Source organism: Vibrio sp. V12_P9A6T4, assembly GCF_963874835.1.
Taxonomy (GTDB): Bacteria; Pseudomonadota; Gammaproteobacteria; order Enterobacterales; family Vibrionaceae; genus Vibrio; species Vibrio anguillarum.
In genome coordinates, this window is record NZ_CAWNJO010000032.1 from 27,798 (window position 1) to 44,824 (window position 17,027).

General features: G+C 48.4%; 13 protein-coding genes. 10 read left to right on the top strand and 3 right to left on the bottom strand.

The genetic code is table 11. From position 1 onward, the window contains the following. Nucleotides 1-5: 5 nt before the first annotated feature. Nucleotides 6-3,440, bottom strand: a complete 3,435-nt coding sequence (locus AACQ42_RS02330) for a PAS domain-containing hybrid sensor histidine kinase/response regulator (RefSeq protein ID WP_094166249.1) — start codon at nt 3,438-3,440, stop codon at nt 6-8. An 86-nt stretch (nt 3,441-3,526) separates the two neighbouring features. Beyond that, on the bottom strand, nt 3,527-4,717 hold the full coding sequence (locus AACQ42_RS02335) for a 3-phenylpropionate MFS transporter (RefSeq protein WP_094146942.1): 1,191 nt from the start codon (nt 4,715-4,717) through the stop codon (nt 3,527-3,529). A gap of 202 nt (nt 4,718-4,919) precedes the next feature. Between AACQ42_RS02335 and AACQ42_RS02340 the strand changes: the two genes are divergently transcribed. From AACQ42_RS02340 to AACQ42_RS02385, 10 genes are all read left to right on the top strand, one after another. After that, nucleotides 4,920-6,746, top strand: a complete 1,827-nt coding sequence (locus tag AACQ42_RS02340) for a DUF294 nucleotidyltransferase-like domain-containing protein (protein WP_094125103.1) — start codon at nt 4,920-4,922, stop codon at nt 6,744-6,746. A gap of 13 nt (nt 6,747-6,759) precedes the next feature. After that, nucleotides 6,760-7,392, top strand: coding sequence for a 3'-5' exonuclease (locus tag AACQ42_RS02345; RefSeq protein WP_026027882.1), 633 nt, complete (start codon nt 6,760-6,762; stop codon nt 7,390-7,392). A 141-nt stretch (nt 7,393-7,533) separates the two neighbouring features. Beyond that, on the top strand, nt 7,534-9,483 hold the full coding sequence (acs, locus tag AACQ42_RS02350) for an acetate--CoA ligase (protein WP_026027881.1): 1,950 nt from the start codon (nt 7,534-7,536) through the stop codon (nt 9,481-9,483). Nucleotides 9,484-9,768: 285 nt separating this feature from the next. After that, nucleotides 9,769-10,218, top strand: coding sequence for a type II 3-dehydroquinate dehydratase (aroQ, locus tag AACQ42_RS02355; protein WP_013855811.1), 450 nt, complete (start codon nt 9,769-9,771; stop codon nt 10,216-10,218). 83 nt (nt 10,219-10,301) lie between these two features. Further along, a complete protein-coding gene (gene accB / locus AACQ42_RS02360) occupies nt 10,302-10,757 on the top strand; it encodes an acetyl-CoA carboxylase biotin carboxyl carrier protein (protein WP_013855810.1) in 456 nt (151 codons plus the stop codon). A 14-nt stretch (nt 10,758-10,771) separates the two neighbouring features. After that, complete coding sequence (gene accC / locus AACQ42_RS02365; RefSeq protein WP_013855809.1) at nt 10,772-12,118, top strand: acetyl-CoA carboxylase biotin carboxylase subunit; 1,347 nt, start codon at nt 10,772-10,774, stop codon at nt 12,116-12,118. Between the two features lie 113 nt (nt 12,119-12,231). Continuing rightward, nucleotides 12,232-13,119, top strand: coding sequence for a 50S ribosomal protein L11 methyltransferase (prmA, locus tag AACQ42_RS02370; protein WP_013855808.1), 888 nt, complete (start codon nt 12,232-12,234; stop codon nt 13,117-13,119). A 139-nt stretch (nt 13,120-13,258) separates the two neighbouring features. Then, on the top strand, nt 13,259-14,227 hold the full coding sequence (gene dusB / locus AACQ42_RS02375; RefSeq protein WP_010320339.1) for a tRNA dihydrouridine synthase DusB: 969 nt from the start codon (nt 13,259-13,261) through the stop codon (nt 14,225-14,227). Between the two features lie 23 nt (nt 14,228-14,250). Beyond that, nucleotides 14,251-14,547, top strand: coding sequence for a DNA-binding transcriptional regulator Fis (fis, locus tag AACQ42_RS02380; RefSeq protein WP_010320338.1), 297 nt, complete (start codon nt 14,251-14,253; stop codon nt 14,545-14,547). 400 nt (nt 14,548-14,947) lie between these two features. After that, entirely contained in the window at nt 14,948-16,588 is a 1,641-nt protein-coding gene (locus AACQ42_RS02385; protein ID WP_094166250.1) for a methyl-accepting chemotaxis protein, read from the top strand. Between the two features lie 28 nt (nt 16,589-16,616). Here AACQ42_RS02385 and zntR read toward each other — a convergent pair whose 3' ends face one another. Next, nucleotides 16,617-17,015, bottom strand: coding sequence for a Zn(2+)-responsive transcriptional regulator (gene zntR / locus AACQ42_RS02390; RefSeq protein ID WP_017046798.1), 399 nt, complete (start codon nt 17,013-17,015; stop codon nt 16,617-16,619). Nucleotides 17,016-17,027 lie beyond the last annotated feature (12 nt).

The window sequence follows — 17,027 nt, forward strand, 5'->3', positions numbered from 1 at the left end:
CATGCTTAACTGACTCGATTCAACAGCGCGCGCAGTTTGAGTGGTTTTATTGGTTTGGGAATAAAGCTAAAGCCATTGGATTTAATCGCATCCATCATCTCTTCAGTGCGATCAGCGCTGATGATGACCCCTTCAAAGCTATCTCCAAGCCGCAAGCGACACTGCTGCAACACTTCTAAACCAGTGCGACCATTATCTAAGCGGTAATCCGACAAAATAACATCAGGCAACCAATTGTTTTCTAATGCTTTCAGACTTTGCAGTAAGTCCGCTGCTACTTTGACATCACACCCCCACCTTGCGAGCAGATCGTTCATGCCGACTAAAATATCAGCTTCGTTGTCCACACACAGTACGCGCAGATGATTGAGATCAGATGGCATACCTTGCTCTATCGCCAGGGTCGGAGCCTGTTTGACAGCTTCAGCGCGCGTCAAAGAGAGCGAAAACACGCTGCCTTTTCCATGCCAAGAGCGCATCGAAATTTCATGACCCAGCACATATGCAATGCCTTTTGAAATCGCTAAACCGAGCCCCAAACCTTGGTCCGAACGGACTTGACTACCACGGTTAAACTCTTCGAAGATTTCTTGCTGCTTATCTTGCTCGATACCAATGCCATTATCCCAAACATCAATCCTGACCTGATCTCGCACTCGGCGTACACCCAGCACCACTTTACCTTTAGGGTTATAGCGAAACGCGTTAGTGAGAAAGTTTTGTACCACGCGACGCAATAATTTAGGGTCAGACATCACATAGAGCGAGGATGGGATTACTTTAAAATCAATCCCTTGCTGCTTAGCTAAAGCGCTAAATTCAGCGTTAAGATTCGAAAATACATCATTAATAGCAAAGCTATGAGAATGCACATCGAGCTTGCCAGACTCTAAACGTGAAATATCCAGCAAATCACCAATCAGATCTTCAGCCGCGCCCAGAGCACTCTCTATATAACCCGCCAACGTTTTCACTTCCGTCTCTTTGGCCACCTCCGAGAGCGAAGAGGCAAACAGGCGCGCAGCGTTCAACGGCTGCATTAAATCGTGGCTGACAGCGGCCAAAAAGCGCGATTTTGATTGCGATTCTTGGTCTGATTTTTGAGTTGCCGCCACCAAGCGTTTGTTGAGGGTTTCAAGCTCTAGGGTTCGTTGGTGCACGCGCTCTTCCAAGGTTTCATTGGCCTCTTTTAATGCCTGCTCCGCTTCGCGAAAAACGGTGATGTCGCTAAAGCTCATCACAAATCCGCCGCCCGGCATCGGGTTGCCTTGCACTTCAATAACTCGTCCATCTGGGCGAATACGCGCCGAGGTGTGTCTGGTTCCTTGCTCAAGGTGATACACCCGCCGCCGCACGTGATCCTCAGGGTCACCAGGGCCACACAATCCGTGTTGCGCATTGTGCCGTATCACATCCGCAATCGGTCGCCCCACTTGAATCAGTCCAGCGGGAAACTCAAACAGTTCGAGATAGCGTTGGTTCCACGCCACCAGCCGTAACTTTTTATCGACCACGGTAATTCCTTGACCAATATGCTCAATGGCCCCTTGCAATAAGCCGCGACTAAAGTCGTACAGCTCGGATGCTTCATCAACAATGGTCGCCACTTCCTCAAGCTGCATGTTGCGTCCTTGCAGCGCGGAAGTGAGCACTAATTTGGCTGAAGAAGCACCAAACACCCCCGCCAGCACTCTTTCTGTATGACGGATTAAGGTAGATGGCGCTTGTTGGTTAGGTAGTAACGTCTCTCTCTGCTGGCTCCAATATTGGCGAAAAGCAGTGCGAACGCGAGTGCGCCCCACAAAACGAGCGGCCAACATTTCAAGCTCAGCCACTGTCACGCGGCTTTGATACAAGCTGAGATTCTCACTCTCAGGCAGCGGCGTACCGACAAAAGAGGCCGATTGTAAACGCTCACTCAAACTCGGACGAGTCACCATAGAGACAATAACGTAGCAGAATGTGTTGAGCACAACGCTGAGCATCATGCCCCAATCTGAGTTTTTCAGCCCCATCTGCACCAACCAATCCGGCGGGGTGATCATCCATAACAGAACGTTAGTTTGTGCATCGCCCGCCAGCATGTCGGTTTGGCTCATTAAGGTTACTAGCCACACAGTAAAACCGACCGCCAATCCAACATAAACGCCTTTGCGGTTGCCTTCACGCCAGTACATGCCACCAATCAATGAAGGGGCAAATTGGGTAATCGCCGCAAATGAGAGAAAACCGATCGCCGATAAAGAACCAATCGCATCCAACGCCTGATAAAAGCCCCAAGCACCAAGCAGCAGCAACAGAATCAACCCGCGACGGATGTTGAGCAACAACCCAGATAAATGACGGTAGTTGCGCTGAGTTAAGCGCATGCGGCGCAGCAGAAGCGGCATCACCAAATCATTAGAAACCATGATCGCCAATGCAATGGTCGAGACAATCACCATGCCGCTGGCCGCTGATGTGCCACCTAAAAACGCCAGTAACGCTATCTGCTCGGCGCCCACCGACATAGGCACGCTGAGTACATAAGTATCGGCGGGGCTGCCACTTAACAAACTTTGCCCAACCCATGCAATAGGTAGAACAAATAATCCCATTAAAGTCAGGTAAAGAGGAAATAACCAGCGCGCCGTGTGTAGATCTTGCGCGCGTTCATTTTCTACCACCATGGTATGAAACTGACGCGGTAAGCAGATGATCGCCATCATGGTTAATACGGTGTGGATCAACAGCGTTGGCCAGTTGGGCGCTTGATACGTCTGCTGGGCAATCGCACTTAGATCAACCGTTTCACGGCTTGAAGCCAGATAAATGATGAAACCGCCCACGGTTAAAAAAGCGACCAATTTAACAATCGATTCAAACGCAATCGCCATCATCATGCCGCGGTGGTGCTCGGTGTTATCAATATGCCGTGTACCAAACAGCATAGTAAATAGCGCTAAAGCCGCGACCACAAACCACGAGACGTGATAATTCTGATAACCAAATTGCGTAGCGAGGTTGGGGGCGACAATCTCAAGCCCCATAGTGATGCCGCGCAGTTGCAAGGCGATGTAAGGTAAAATGCCCACCACGGCAATCAAAGTTACGGTTACCGCTAATCCTTGCGATTTTCCGTAGCGAGCAGCAATAAAATCGGCGATGGAGGTAATATGTTCGCGCTTCGCAATCAAAATCAGCCGCGCCAACATACGCCAGCCAAGGGTAAACACTAAAATAGGCGCAATGTAGATAGGCAGAAATGACCAAGGGTTGCTAGCCGCTTGACCCACAGTGCCGTAAAAAGTCCAAGAGGTGCAATAGACCGCGATCGATAAGCTGTAGATCCACGGTCGCCATTTCGCCAGCCATTGGCTTTGCCTATCACCATACCAAGCGACGAGAAACAGCACGCCTAAGTAAGCGAGCGAAACGGGAACGACGATCCATCCTTGCATTTGATATCCTTATCGGTTCAAAAAAGCCTCTTCAAAGAAGAGGCTTCATTTAACTAAGGATAATTTTTAATCTCAATCAGTTAAGGTTAATTCTGTGCTTCAGGCGCCGCTTTCATTACCTCAGTACCTGACTCATTGGATGATGTGGGTTCGACTTTAATCAACAGCGCCAAAATGCCCATTGCCGCCATCGCCCAAAATACATTCGCGCCCCAGCGTTCATAACCCCAGCCACTCAAGGTAGTCATCAACGCAATAAATGCCCCAAGTGGAATGGCGTTATACAGCGCTTGCATAGCCACCATTTTGCTTTGCGGTGCGTGCTGAATGTATTGAATCGCCGCTATATGCGCCATCGCAAACGTCACCCCATGCAGCAGTTGAATCGTCCCTAGCGCAAGCAGCGCGGTGGTCGACGCCATTAAGGTCCAGCGCACCACAACCCCAATCGACGCGACAACAAATAATGTGCGTAGTGACCAGCCTGAAAAAAGGCGTTTGCTGAGCGCAAATACCGCAACTTCAGCGGCAACCCCAAGGCTCCATAAATAGCCAATCAGCTCTTCCGAATGCCCCGCCGCTTTCCAGTGAATCGAACTGAAACTGTAATACGCCGCGTGACTGCCTTGGATCAGCGCCGCTAAAATCAAGAATTTTATCACTGGCCACTCACGCAATAACTGCGTCAGTTTCGGCCGGACGGCATGTGCATCACCAACCGTCACGGGCATTGGGTTGGGATTGCGCAAGCTAATCAATAGCGAAACAAACACCCCAGCCAAGGCGGTGTAGAGGATCATGTCAGAACCATAACGTGCCACAAGTACGCCAACCACAGTAGAGCCGGCGATAAAAGCTACCGACCCCCATAAGCGAGTGCGACCATAATCGAGCATTTTTAAGCGCGCATAATAGTTAGCCATCGCATCGGATAGCGGCACCACGGGGCCACAGCAGAGGTTGAACAACACAGTGGCTAACGCCATCAGCCAGAAACTGCCGCCCGTAAAGAAGTGAAAACCAATAAATAAAAACGCCGCCAAACTTAACCAACGCAGTGCTGGTAGAAGAAGCTCGGCCTTATGGATACGCGGCGTAATCACCAAATTAGCGACGCAACGCGTAGCAAAGCCCATACCGATTAATACGCCGATATCGGTTGCTGATACGCCTTGGTTTTCAAACCACAGCGCCCAAAATGGCAAATAGACGCCATACGCAAAGAAGAAACCAATAAAGTACTGCGATATCCAACCATATGGAGAGGGGTTAAGCATGATTCATCCTGAACAAAATGAGGGAGAGAAAACCGCCGTATTATGCAGGCAGTTTAGGCTTCTAAAAAGGGAAGTTTACTGACAAATCTGTTTCCTTATTCACAACCTTGCGGGTCATATCACTCATTAGACCAAAGTCGTCTGGAGGTAGTGGCGATTTTTGTCACACTTAGATAGGAATTTCTTCTGAGTGACGATCGTTATGCCTGACAAATTCAACATGCAGTCACCGCCCTTTGACCGCTTAACACCGCCGCAGCAACAGCGACTTCGCTCATCCTTGGATGTAGCGTATTTTCGTAGCAACGATCTGCTGCAGGCCAGTGACAGACCCAGCGTGTATCTACACGTACTGATCAAAGGCGCGGTCGAAGAACGCTCGCCAGATGGCAAAGAGATTTTTGCTCACTACGCCAACGATGACATGTTTGATGTACGCGCACTGTTTGAAGAAAAAGCCAAGCATCAGTACGTGGCGCTGGAAGATACCTTAAGCTATCTGCTGCCGAAAGCCGTCTTTCTCGAACTGTATAATGACAACGGTCAGTTCGCCGCCTACTTCGACAATAACCTCGCCAAACGCCAGGCTCTGCTTGATGTGGCGCATCAGCAGAAGAATTTAGCCGAATTTATTTTAACTAAGGTTGATGACTCGATTTACCATCCACCGATGATTTTAAGCCCAGATCAACCGCTCAACCAAGTAACCCAGCAATTACGCGATAACGGAGTTGATGCGGCCTTAGTTCGTCTTGCCGAGCATGATCAACGCTTAATCGAAAACCCCAGTGCGCACCCCTATGCTATCGTCACGCGCACCAATATGCTGCATTCCGTCATGCTCGATAACCACCCGCTCGATACCCCTGTTGGGGAAATTGCTACCTTTCCTGTGCTGCACATCAACGATGGCGATTTTCTGTTTAATGCGATGATTGCCATGACGCGCAACCGCATAAAACGAGTGATGGTGTGTGATGGTCATCAAGCCGTTGGCATGCTGGACATGACACAAATTCTCAGTGCTTTCTCCACTCATTCTCACGTGCTGACGTTAAGTATTGCTCGCGCCAACTGCGTGGAAGAGTTAGCTCTCGCCTCCAACAAACAACGGCAACTGGTTGAAAGCCTAATCAACAATGGCATTCGCACTCGTTTTATTATGGAGCTGATTTCAGCAGTCAATGAACAGATCATCGAAAAAGCCTTTCATTTGGTTGTGCCACCCGCGCTGCATGATCACTGCTGCTTGATCGTACTCGGCTCCGAAGGCCGTGGAGAGCAGATCCTCAAAACCGACCAAGATAACGCGCTGATCATCAAAGATGGCTTGCAGTGGCATCAAATGGGGGTGGTCATGGACACGCTCACCCACACCTTACAGCAGCTCGGCTATCCGCTTTGTCCGGGCAATGTGATGGTCAATAATCCCAAATGGGTCAAAAGCCAAAATGAGTGGAAAACCACGCTTAGCCAATGGGTAAAAGCGGCCAAACCCGAGCAAGTGATGGACATTGCGATCATGGCCGACGCACACGCCGTCGCGGGCAACAAACACTTATTGGCCCCTATTAAACAGCACTTGAGCCATTTAATGGCCGACCAAGAATTGATTTTGATGGAGTTTACTCGCCCCGCGCTGAGCTTTTCTGTACCACTCACGCTGTTTGGCACCGTAAAACACTCCAAATCTGGCTTAGATATTAAACAAGGTGGCATTTTCCCGATTGTGCATGGCATTCGCGCCCTAAGCCTTGAACATCAAGTTCAACAAAACAACACCTTTGAACGCATCGAGGCGCTAGTAGAGCAACGGGTTTTGGAAAAAGAAACCGCCGATAATCTCAGTGAAGCGCTCAAACAGTTCTTTAAATTGCGCTTAGCTCAGCAACTGAGCAATCAACACAGCACCAATAAACTCGATTTAAAACAGCTCGACCGAACCGAGCGTGACCTGCTCAGGCACAGTTTACACGTGGTGAAAAAATTCAAGCAGTGGCTTGGCTATCACTATCAAATTCGCGAATAGTGGAGGCGAACAATTGAATTGGTTTACACGCCATTATTGGTTTCACAAGCTGAAAGACTCGCCTTATCAGCCGTTGTTTGCGACGCCGATGCAAGGGGAATATGTGTCGCTCGATTGCGAAACCACCAGCCTTGACCCGAATCGCGCCGAGTTAGTGACGATTGCCGCCACCAAAATCATCGACAACCGCATTTTAACCAGCCAGCCATTTGAAGTGCGTTTGAGCGCGCCACAATCGCTCGACTCGGGTTCAGTCAAAATCCACAAAATTCGCCATCAAGATCTGGTCGATGGCATCGACGAGCAAGAGGCCATCACTCACCTATTAGACTTTATCGGCAACCGACCTTTAGTGGGCTATCACATTCGTTATGACAAAAAAATCCTCGACCTCGCTTGTCGGCGACATTTAGGCTTTCCACTGCCCAATGCTCTCATCGAAGTAAGTCAAATCTATCATGATCAGTTAGAGAGAATGCTGCCGAACGCGTACATCGACCTCAGCTTAGAGGCGATTTGTCGCCATCTCGACTTGCCGATGCAGGATAAACACGACGCGCTGCAAGATGCCATCGCTGCGGCATTAGTGTTTGTGCGCTTGACCAAAGGTGATCTGCCTCCCTTTGTTGCACCTTACTCGCGCTAGCACTTACCCCACACTCATCCTAAAGTCTAATTGTAGAAAATCGCACTCTGACTGACAGTTACCCACATACAGATTTTCCTTTCAGCGCAATTTGATCGCCAATCAACAGGGAAATTGTTCAAATTCACAAGGAGAAAAGCAATGAGTGAAGCCCACGTTTATCCGGTAAAAGAGAACATTAAAGCCAAAACACATGCGGATAATGACACTTACCTAGCGATGTACCAACAATCAGTGACCGACCCAGAAGGCTTCTGGAGTGAACACGGCAAGATTGTGGATTGGATTAAGCCTTTCACTCAAGTGAAACAAACCTCGTTTGATACTGGCCATGTAGATATTCGCTGGTTTGAAGACGGCACATTAAACGTCTCCGCTAACTGCATCGATCGCCACCTTGCCACTCGTGGTGATGAAGTGGCGATTATCTGGGAAGGTGACGACCCGGCTGACGATAAAACCCTCACCTTTAAAGAACTCCATCAACAAGTGTGTCGCTTTTCTAATGTGTTAAAAGATCAAGGAGTTCGCAAAGGAGATGTGGTCTGTCTTTACATGCCTATGGTGCCAGAAGCAGCCGTTGCGATGCTCGCTTGTACTCGAATAGGCGCAGTGCATACTGTGGTGTTTGGTGGCTTTTCACCGGAAGCCCTTTCCGGTCGCATCATTGATTCTGATTCCAAAATAGTCATCACTGCCGACGAAGGTGTACGTGGCGGTCGCGCTGTGCCCTTGAAGAAAAACGTCGATGAAGCCTTGACCCACCCTGAAGTGAAAAACATCAGCAAAGTGATCGTCTTTAAACGCACTGGTGGCCAAATTGACTGGCACGAACATCGTGATGTGTGGTGGCATGAAGCAACCGCAAAAGCTTCCGACCACTGCCCAGCCGAAGCCATGAAAGCCGAAGATCCCCTCTTCATTCTCTATACCTCTGGTTCAACGGGTAAACCCAAAGGTGTGCTGCACACAACCGGTGGCTACCTTGTTTACGCGGCGATGACCTTCAAATATGTGTTTGACTATCAGCCGGGCGAAGTGTTTTGGTGTACCGCCGATGTGGGCTGGATCACTGGCCACACCTACTTGGTTTACGGTCCTTTGGCCAATGGTGCAAAAACCGTTCTGTTTGAAGGGGTTCCCAACTACCCAGACACCAACCGCATGAGTCAAGTGGTGGATAAACACCAAGTCAACATTCTTTACACTGCGCCGACCGCTATTCGCGCCTTGATGGCGAAAGGCAATGAAGCCGTCAAAGAGACATCACGCACCAGTTTGCGCATTATGGGTTCGGTGGGAGAACCAATTAACCCAGAAGCGTGGGAGTGGTACTACAAAACCATCGGTAACGAAAAATCACCGATTGTCGATACATGGTGGCAAACCGAAACGGGTGGCATTTTAATTACGCCACTGCCGGGCGCGACGGCACTTAAACCGGGTTCGGCCACACGGCCATTTTTTGGCGTGCAACCAGCCTTGGTCGATAACATGGGCAACATCATTGAAGGGGCTGCCGAAGGTAACTTGGTTATTTTAGATTCATGGCCGGGCCAAATGCGCACCGTTTATGGCGATCATGACCGTTTTGAACAAACCTATTTTTCAACCTTCAAAGGTATGTATTTCACCAGTGATGGCGCACGCCGCGATGAGGATGGCTACTACTGGATAACGGGCCGCGTGGATGACGTGTTAAACGTTTCTGGCCACCGCATGGGCACCGCGGAAATTGAATCAGCTTTGGTTGCTTTTGATAAAATTGCAGAAGCGGCAATTGTCGGCGTACCACACGATATTAAAGGCCAAGCCATTTATGCTTACATCACCTTAAATGATGGCGTCTACCCCAGTGCCGAGTTGCACAAAGAGGTCAAAGATTGGGTACGAAAAGAGATTGGCCCAATTGCAACGCCCGATGTACTGCACTGGACCGATTCACTGCCCAAAACCCGTTCTGGCAAAATCATGCGCCGTATTTTGCGTAAAATCGCCACCGGCGACACCAGCAATTTGGGCGATACCTCGACACTGGCCGATCCTAGCGTAGTGGATAAATTGATCGCCGAAAAAGCAGAATTGTCTTAACGCTAACGATTCTACCTGCCGCGAGGCATTGAGATGATTAAGCCGTCACACTTGTGGCGGCTTTTTCTTTCCCTCTCAGTTCTTCTCATTCTGTTAACTCGGTTGCAGAATTAAATGAGTAAACTATCTGATAAGACCAGTAAATTGCTGCCATTTGCGCTGAATTAGCTATAATCTTGGGCAATTTCTTAAATTCAGGGAATTTTTGACGAAAAATTCACTCTGACCTAAGAATAATATGGGAATATTAATATTCGTTTCACGATATAGGGAGATGTCGACACAATGACTGCTAAATCTCGCATTCTGGTCTTAAATGGGCCAAATCTTAACCTGTTAGGGCTACGTGAACCTGCACATTATGGTTCTGACACCTTAGCGCACATTGTCGAGACATTACGCGAACAAGCGCAAAAAGCAGATATTGAGTTAGAACATCTTCAATCGAACCGCGAATATGAGCTGATCGAAGCCATCCATGCCGCTTACGGCAAGGTCGACTTCATCATCATTAATCCCGCCGCATTGACGCACACCAGTGTGGCACTGCGCGATGCGTTATTGGGTGTCGCCATCCCATTTATTGAAGTGCATCTATCCAACGTTCACGCACGTGAACCTTTTCGCCACCACTCCTATCTGTCGGATAAGGCGCAAGGGGTGATTTGCGGGTTAGGTGCACAAGGTTATGAATTTGCTCTTGCAGCTGCCATAAAAGCGCTACAGGCAAAATAACCCACATACGATCAACGATAAACAAACACTCTACGGCCCAACCTTAAGGGCTGACGTATTCACAAGATAAAGAGAAAGAAAAGATGGATATTCGTAAAATCAAGAAGCTTATCGAACTGGTAGAAGAATCTGGCATTTCTGAACTAGAAATCTCTGAAGGTGAAGAATCGGTACGCATCAGTCGTAACACTGCGCCAGTACAGATGGCTCAGATGCATTACGCTGCACCAGCGCCAGCACAACAAGCCGCGCCAGTCGCTGCCCCTGCGCCAACGGCTGAAGCCGCCGCGCCTGTAGCGCCAAAAGGTCACCAAGTACTTTCGCCAATGGTCGGTACTTTCTACCGCTCACCAAGTCCAGATTCAAAAGCGTTCATCGAAGTCGGTCAAAGTGTTTCAGTCGGTGACACACTATGCATCGTTGAAGCGATGAAAATGATGAACCAAATCGAAGCCGATAAAGCAGGTATCGTTACTGCAATCCTACTTGAAGACGGCCAGACCGTTGAATTCGACCAACCGCTTGTTGTTATCGAATAATCGAGGTTTGTTTTATGTTAGATAAATTAGTCATCGCGAATCGAGGTGAAATTGCACTTCGTATTCTGCGCGCATGTAAAGAGCTTGGCATCAAAACTGTTGCCGTGCACTCAACTGCCGATCGTGATTTAAAACACGTACTGCTGGCCGACGAAACCATCTGTATTGGCCCAGCACGTGGTATTGACAGCTACTTAAACATTCCACGCATTATTTCTGCAGCAGAAGTAACTGGCGCCGTAGCAATTCACCCCGGTTACGGTTTTCTTTCTGAAAACGCCGACTTTGCTGAACAAGTCGAGCGTTCAGGCTTCATTTTTGTTGGCCCGAAAGCCGATACCATTCGCATGATGGGTGACAAAGTGTCAGCCATCAGCGCAATGAAAAAAGCGGGCGTTCCTTGTGTGCCGGGTTCTGACGGCCCACTGGATGGCGATGAAGTCAAAAACAAAGCTCATGCGAAACGCATTGGCTACCCTGTGATCATCAAAGCTTCTGGTGGCGGCGGCGGTCGTGGTATGCGCGTGGTCCGTAGCGAAAATGAACTGACCCAAGCGATCGCAATGACGCGTGCCGAAGCCAAAGCAGCATTCAACAATGACATGGTTTACATGGAAAAATTCCTAGAAAACCCACGTCACGTTGAAGTACAAATTATTGCGGATGGTCAAGGTGGCGCAATTCACCTTGGTGAACGTGACTGCTCAATGCAGCGTCGTCACCAAAAAGTGGTTGAAGAAGCTCCAGCACCAGGTATTACCGAAGAGATGCGTAAATACATTGGTGAACGTTGTACACGCGCTTGTCTCGAAATTGGCTATCGTGGTGCCGGTACGTTTGAGTTCCTATACGAAAACGGCGAGTTCTACTTCATTGAGATGAACACGCGTATTCAAGTTGAGCACCCAGTCACTGAAATGGTCACTGGCGTTGACCTCATCAAAGAACAGCTTCGCGTCGCCGCAGGTCAACCACTGTCGTTTACCCAAGATGACATCAAGATCCGTGGCCATGCAATTGAATGCCGTATCAACGCGGAAGATCCGGTTCGTTTCCTCCCTTCACCGGGCAAAATTGAACGTTTTCACGCGCCGGGCGGTATGGGCGTTCGTTGGGAATCGCACATTTATGCTGGCTACACAGTGCCGCCACATTACGATTCAATGATCGGCAAGCTCATCACTTACGGTGAAAACCGTGACGTGGCGATTGCGCGCATGAAAAATGCGTTAAACGAAATGATCGTCGATGGCATTAAAACCAATATCACCTTGCAGCAATCAATCATGCAAGATGAGAACTTCCAACACGGTGGAGCGAACATCCACTACCTTGAGAAGAAATTGGGTTTACAGCACTAATTTTCGCGTCGCGAGAGACCAAATGCTCACTTCGGTGAGCATTTTTGTTTTCGGCAGCCGAGTCAGTTTCTGCTAAACTCTGCGCCAACTGACGACATAACAGAGCAACTGACATGCCTTGGATTCAAATTAAACTGAACGCAACTAACGCCAATGCCGAGCCAATTGGCGACATGCTGATGGAAGAGACGGGCGCAGTATCCGTCACTTTTCTTGATGCTCACGATACCCCTGTTTTTGAACCGCTTCCGGGCGAAACTCGCCTTTGGGGCGATACCGACGTGCTGGCGCTGTATGATGCCGAAGCCGATAGCGCATGGATCATAGACCAAATTCGCTCAAGCAAACTGCTGAGTGATGACTTTGCCTACAAAGTTGAACAGCTCGAAGATAAAGACTGGGAACGTGAATGGATGGACAACTTCCACCCGATGAAATTTGGTCAACGTTTGTGGATTTGCCCAAGCTGGCGTGAAATCCCAGAGCCTGACGCTGTCAACGTAATGCTCGACCCGGGCCTTGCATTCGGTACAGGTACTCACCCGACGACCGCATTATGTTTAGAGTGGCTCGAAGGGCTCGATCTGACAGGCAAAACCGTCATCGATTTTGGTTGTGGTTCAGGCATCTTAGCCATTGCGGCGATCAAATTGGGCGCAGCCAAAGTCGTCGGTATTGATATCGACCCACAAGCACTGCTTGCTTCTAACGACAACGCAGGGCGCAATGGCGTAGCTGACCAACTTGAAGTGTATTTGCCACAAGACCAACCTGAAGGCTTAATCGCTGACGTGGTTGTGGCCAACATTTTGGCCGGCCCACTGCGTGACCTGAATGGTGTGATAAAAGGGTTACTTAAGCCCAATGGCCAACTTGCGATGTCCGGTGTTTTAGACACTCAAGCCGAAGAAGTTGCCAACCATTATCGTGACGAGCTTCACATTGACCCGATAATTGAGCTCAATGAGTGGTGCCGCATCTCGGGTCGCAAGCAAGGCTAGATAAGACTTTGCGTGCTAATAGACTGTATTTTATACGATTTACTAAAACAAATTGTAAATGCTCAAATATTAGTCTTTTCACGCAGTAAAAAAATGCGTAAAATGCGCGCCCTTGCTGGTACAGAACTGTGATGACGTTTTGAAAATCGGAAACTATCAACTTAAGAACAATCTTATCGTTGCCCCTATGGCAGGAGTAACTGACAGACCATTTCGAGAGTTGTGTCTTCGCTATGGAGCAGGCATGGCCGTCAGTGAAATGATGTCCTCTAATCCTGCTCTATGGAATACGTCAAAGTCGATGCAACGTATGGTACATGAGGGCGAATCGGGCATTCGCTCGGTACAAATTGCGGGAGCCGACCCACAGCTTATGGCCGATGCAGCCCAATTTAGTGTTGAGAACGGTGCTCAGATCATCGACATCAACATGGGTTGCCCAGCAAAAAAAGTGAATAAAAAGCTGGCGGGTTCAGCCTTACTCCAATTTCCGGAGACGATTGAACAGATCTTGAAAGCGGTGGTGAACGCCGTTGATGTCCCAGTGACATTAAAGACCCGTACTGGCTGGGACACAGACAACAAAAACTGTGTCTACATCGCTAAATTAGCCGAAGACTGCGGCATACAAGCTTTAGCCCTGCATGGCAGAACCAAAGCGTGTATGTACAAAGGCGAGGCCGAATACGACAGCATTAAAGCGGTGAAAAACGCCATCTCTATTCCGGTTATTGCTAACGGTGATATCGATAGCCCAGAGAAGGCGAAATACGTGCTGGATTACACCGGCGCTGACGCTTTAATGATTGGACGCCCTGCCCAAGGTCGCCCGTGGATTTTCCAAGAAATCCAACACTATTTGGAAAACGGCACCACGATGTCTGAACTTCCGGCTGCGGAAGTGAAAGATATTATGCTTGGTCATGTACAGGCTCTCCACAGTTTCTATGGTGAGTATTTAGGCCCTCGCATCGCTCGTAAGCATGTGGGTTGGTATCTGAAAGAACATGAACAAGCGAGTGAGTTTCGCCGTACCTTCAACGCTATTGACGCAGCACCGCTGCAAATTGACGCGCTCGAAGGTTATTTTGATAACGTTGCATCATAATTAAGAGAAGAGCTAGACCGCATATGTTCGAACAAAACCTGACTTCAGAAGCTTTCACAGTAACAACCGTAACTTCACAAGATCAAATCACGCAAAAGCCACTACGTGATTCAGTTAAAGCATCTCTTAAAAACTACCTTGCGCAGTTAAACGGCCAAGAAGTGACAGAACTATACGAGTTAGTTCTTGCTGAAGTTGAACAGCCACTACTCGACACCATCATGCAGTACACTCGCGGTAACCAAACTCGCGCAGCAACCATGATGGGCATCAACCGCGGCACTCTTCGTAAGAAGCTAAAAAAATACGGCATGAACTAATCTAGCTACTGCACAAATCTAGCAACTAGATACCATCGCTTTTAAAACCGAGCCTCTGCGCTCGGTTTTTTCATTTTCACCCAACGGATAACTAAAATATCAACGGGCTGCTTTACTTTGCATTAATGCAATAAAGAGATCTGATTGTTTGAGCGGGCTCTCTCTTCTTCTGTTGTCGCATTTACGCGACCGCAACAAACTGGTTACATTGTGCATGTGATGGAAATTTACCGACCGATCCCCAAATCACTTGTCGTGAACAGTGCATACAATGAGTAAGGCTTTATCCCCCAAAAAATGGAGTGACTAAGATGAGCTCGGCGACGCAACAATCTAAACACCAAGTCAAATGGGCCTATAATGATAAAACCACTCGGAAGATTGACAAGGAGTGACGTCAATGAGCTTACTGAACTTGCGCCAGACCAAAATTAGAACGCGTTTATACCTGCTGATCACGGTCACCACACTGCTACTGTTGATCCCATTTGTCTCCATGCTCAATAGTTATCAACACGATTTAATGCAATCAAAACAGACAAAAACTCGCCACATCGTCGAAACAGGATACGGCGTATTAAGTTACTTCCACCAATTACAAATCGATGGCATTTTGTCCGAGCAACAAGCACAGACTCAAGCCAAACAAGCCATCGCGAAACTGCGCTACGAGGCTGATGATTATTTTTGGATCAACGACCTTCAGCCAAGTATGATCATGCACCCAATGAAGCCCCAATTGGACGGTAAAGATCTCTCCAATGCCGCAGACCCGACCGGAAAAAAACTGTTTGTAGAATTTACTAAAGTCGCTAAACAGCAGGGTGAAGGCTTTGTCGACTATATGTGGCCCAAACCAGGTTCTAGCGTCGATGTGGGTAAAATCTCTTATGTAAAATTATTTAAACCTTGGGGTTGGATCCTCGGTTCTGGAGTCTACATCGACGATGTCAATGCGTTGATTTGGCAACGCCTACAATCGATATTGCTCATTCTTAGCATCGTCATTATTGTGATGCTGATTCTTTCAGTAGTGATAGGAAATAGCATCACTAAACCGTGTGAAGAAACCAAACAGGCACTCGAAGAAATCGCCAAAGGCGACGGTGATTTAACCAAACAGCTCTCTGTGCAAGGTAGTGATGAGCTGTCACACATAGCGCAAGCCTTCAATGAGTTCACAGAGAAGATTCGTCATACTATTACCAATATCACACCGATCACCGACAATGTTAACCACTCGGCAAATGAGCTTACTCAACTCTCACAACATGCCTCAATCAAAGCCTTAGAGCAGCAGCAATCCGTCGATACGGTTGCATCAGCGATGAACGAACTGCATGCGAGTAATCAAGAAGTGGCTAATGCGGCGAGTAGTGCCGCGAAAGCCGCGCATACGGCCAGCAGCAAAGGCAAAGAAGGCAGCTCGGTGATTGGCAAAGCTTCTGATTTTATGGACTCCTTGTCTGCACTACTGACCACCACTGACACCACCACTAAAAACCTCGCGAAAGAGACACAAGATGTCGGAGCGATACTGGCGGTCATCCAAGGGATAGCTGAACAAACCAACTTATTGGCCCTGAATGCGGCGATTGAAGCAGCACGTGCTGGTGAACAAGGGCGAGGCTTTGCGGTCGTCGCGGATGAAGTACGGGCGCTGGCAACGCGTACTCAAACCAGCACCAACGAGATAGAGCAGATAATCAATAGATTACAGGCTCGCGCAAAAGAGCTGGGAGAATTTATGGCTCAAACGCAGCAACAATCAACCGCCACACAGCAACAAGCCGTTTTAGCTCAGCAAGTACTCAATGAGATCGACGAGCAAGTAAAACAGATTCTCTCACTCAATGAACATATTGCTGAGGCAAGCGCCCAGCAAACCACCGCTACAGAAGAGATTAATCGCAATCTGACTCATATTGCCGAGCACAGCTCCCAAGCTGCAGCCCAAGCCGATCAAGTGTCGACAGCCAGTCAATATCTCTCAGACAGTGGCCAACAACTGAAACAGAGCATTAGCCATTTTAAAGTGTGAGCAACTCACGCCTTATCGGCTGATGAGATCACTCCAATGCCGCTAAAATTGAGCAGTGGCTGGCGTTGTCGTCTATATGACCGCAGCACGCATCGTTGATTTTTTTTAGCGCTTGACGAATCGCCGTTAACTCGGCGATTTTTTGATCAATCACCACCAGCTTAGCGCTGGTGATCGATTTCACTTCTGCACAGCTGTGTTCGGTCGCTTCCAGCTTTATTTCCAGTAACTCTTTGATCTCATCCAAACTGAGCCCTAGCTCTTTGGCTTTGAGAATAAAACTCACCTGCTGCTGATTTTTTTGATTATATAAACGATAACCAGACTCACTGCGTCCCGCCGGTTTTATTAGCGCATTTTTTTCATAAAAACGCAGCGTATCGGTTGAAACTTTACAGCGTTTGGCGAGCTCTCCAATTTGAAACATCTCATTCTCCTT

What these genes read in the sequence shown, in the direction of transcription:
- AACQ42_RS02330 (WP_094166249.1), bottom strand. Translation starts at nt 3,440, where the DNA reads ATGCAAGGATGGATCGTCGTTCCCGTTTCGCTCGCTTACTTAGGCGTG.
- AACQ42_RS02335 (WP_094146942.1), bottom strand. Translation starts at nt 4,717, where the DNA reads ATGCTTAACCCCTCTCCATATGGTTGGATATCGCAGTACTTTATTGGT.
- AACQ42_RS02340 (WP_094125103.1), top strand. Translation starts at nt 4,920, where the DNA reads ATGCCTGACAAATTCAACATGCAGTCACCGCCCTTTGACCGCTTAACA.
- acs (WP_026027881.1), top strand. Translation starts at nt 7,534, where the DNA reads ATGAGTGAAGCCCACGTTTATCCGGTAAAAGAGAACATTAAAGCCAAA.
- aroQ (WP_013855811.1), top strand. Translation starts at nt 9,769, where the DNA reads ATGACTGCTAAATCTCGCATTCTGGTCTTAAATGGGCCAAATCTTAAC.
- accB (WP_013855810.1), top strand. Translation starts at nt 10,302, where the DNA reads ATGGATATTCGTAAAATCAAGAAGCTTATCGAACTGGTAGAAGAATCT.
- accC (WP_013855809.1), top strand. Translation starts at nt 10,772, where the DNA reads ATGTTAGATAAATTAGTCATCGCGAATCGAGGTGAAATTGCACTTCGT.
- prmA (WP_013855808.1), top strand. Translation starts at nt 12,232, where the DNA reads ATGCCTTGGATTCAAATTAAACTGAACGCAACTAACGCCAATGCCGAG.
- fis (WP_010320338.1), top strand. Translation starts at nt 14,251, where the DNA reads ATGTTCGAACAAAACCTGACTTCAGAAGCTTTCACAGTAACAACCGTA.
- AACQ42_RS02385 (WP_094166250.1), top strand. Translation starts at nt 14,948, where the DNA reads ATGAGCTTACTGAACTTGCGCCAGACCAAAATTAGAACGCGTTTATAC.
- zntR (WP_017046798.1), bottom strand. Translation starts at nt 17,015, where the DNA reads ATGTTTCAAATTGGAGAGCTCGCCAAACGCTGTAAAGTTTCAACCGAT.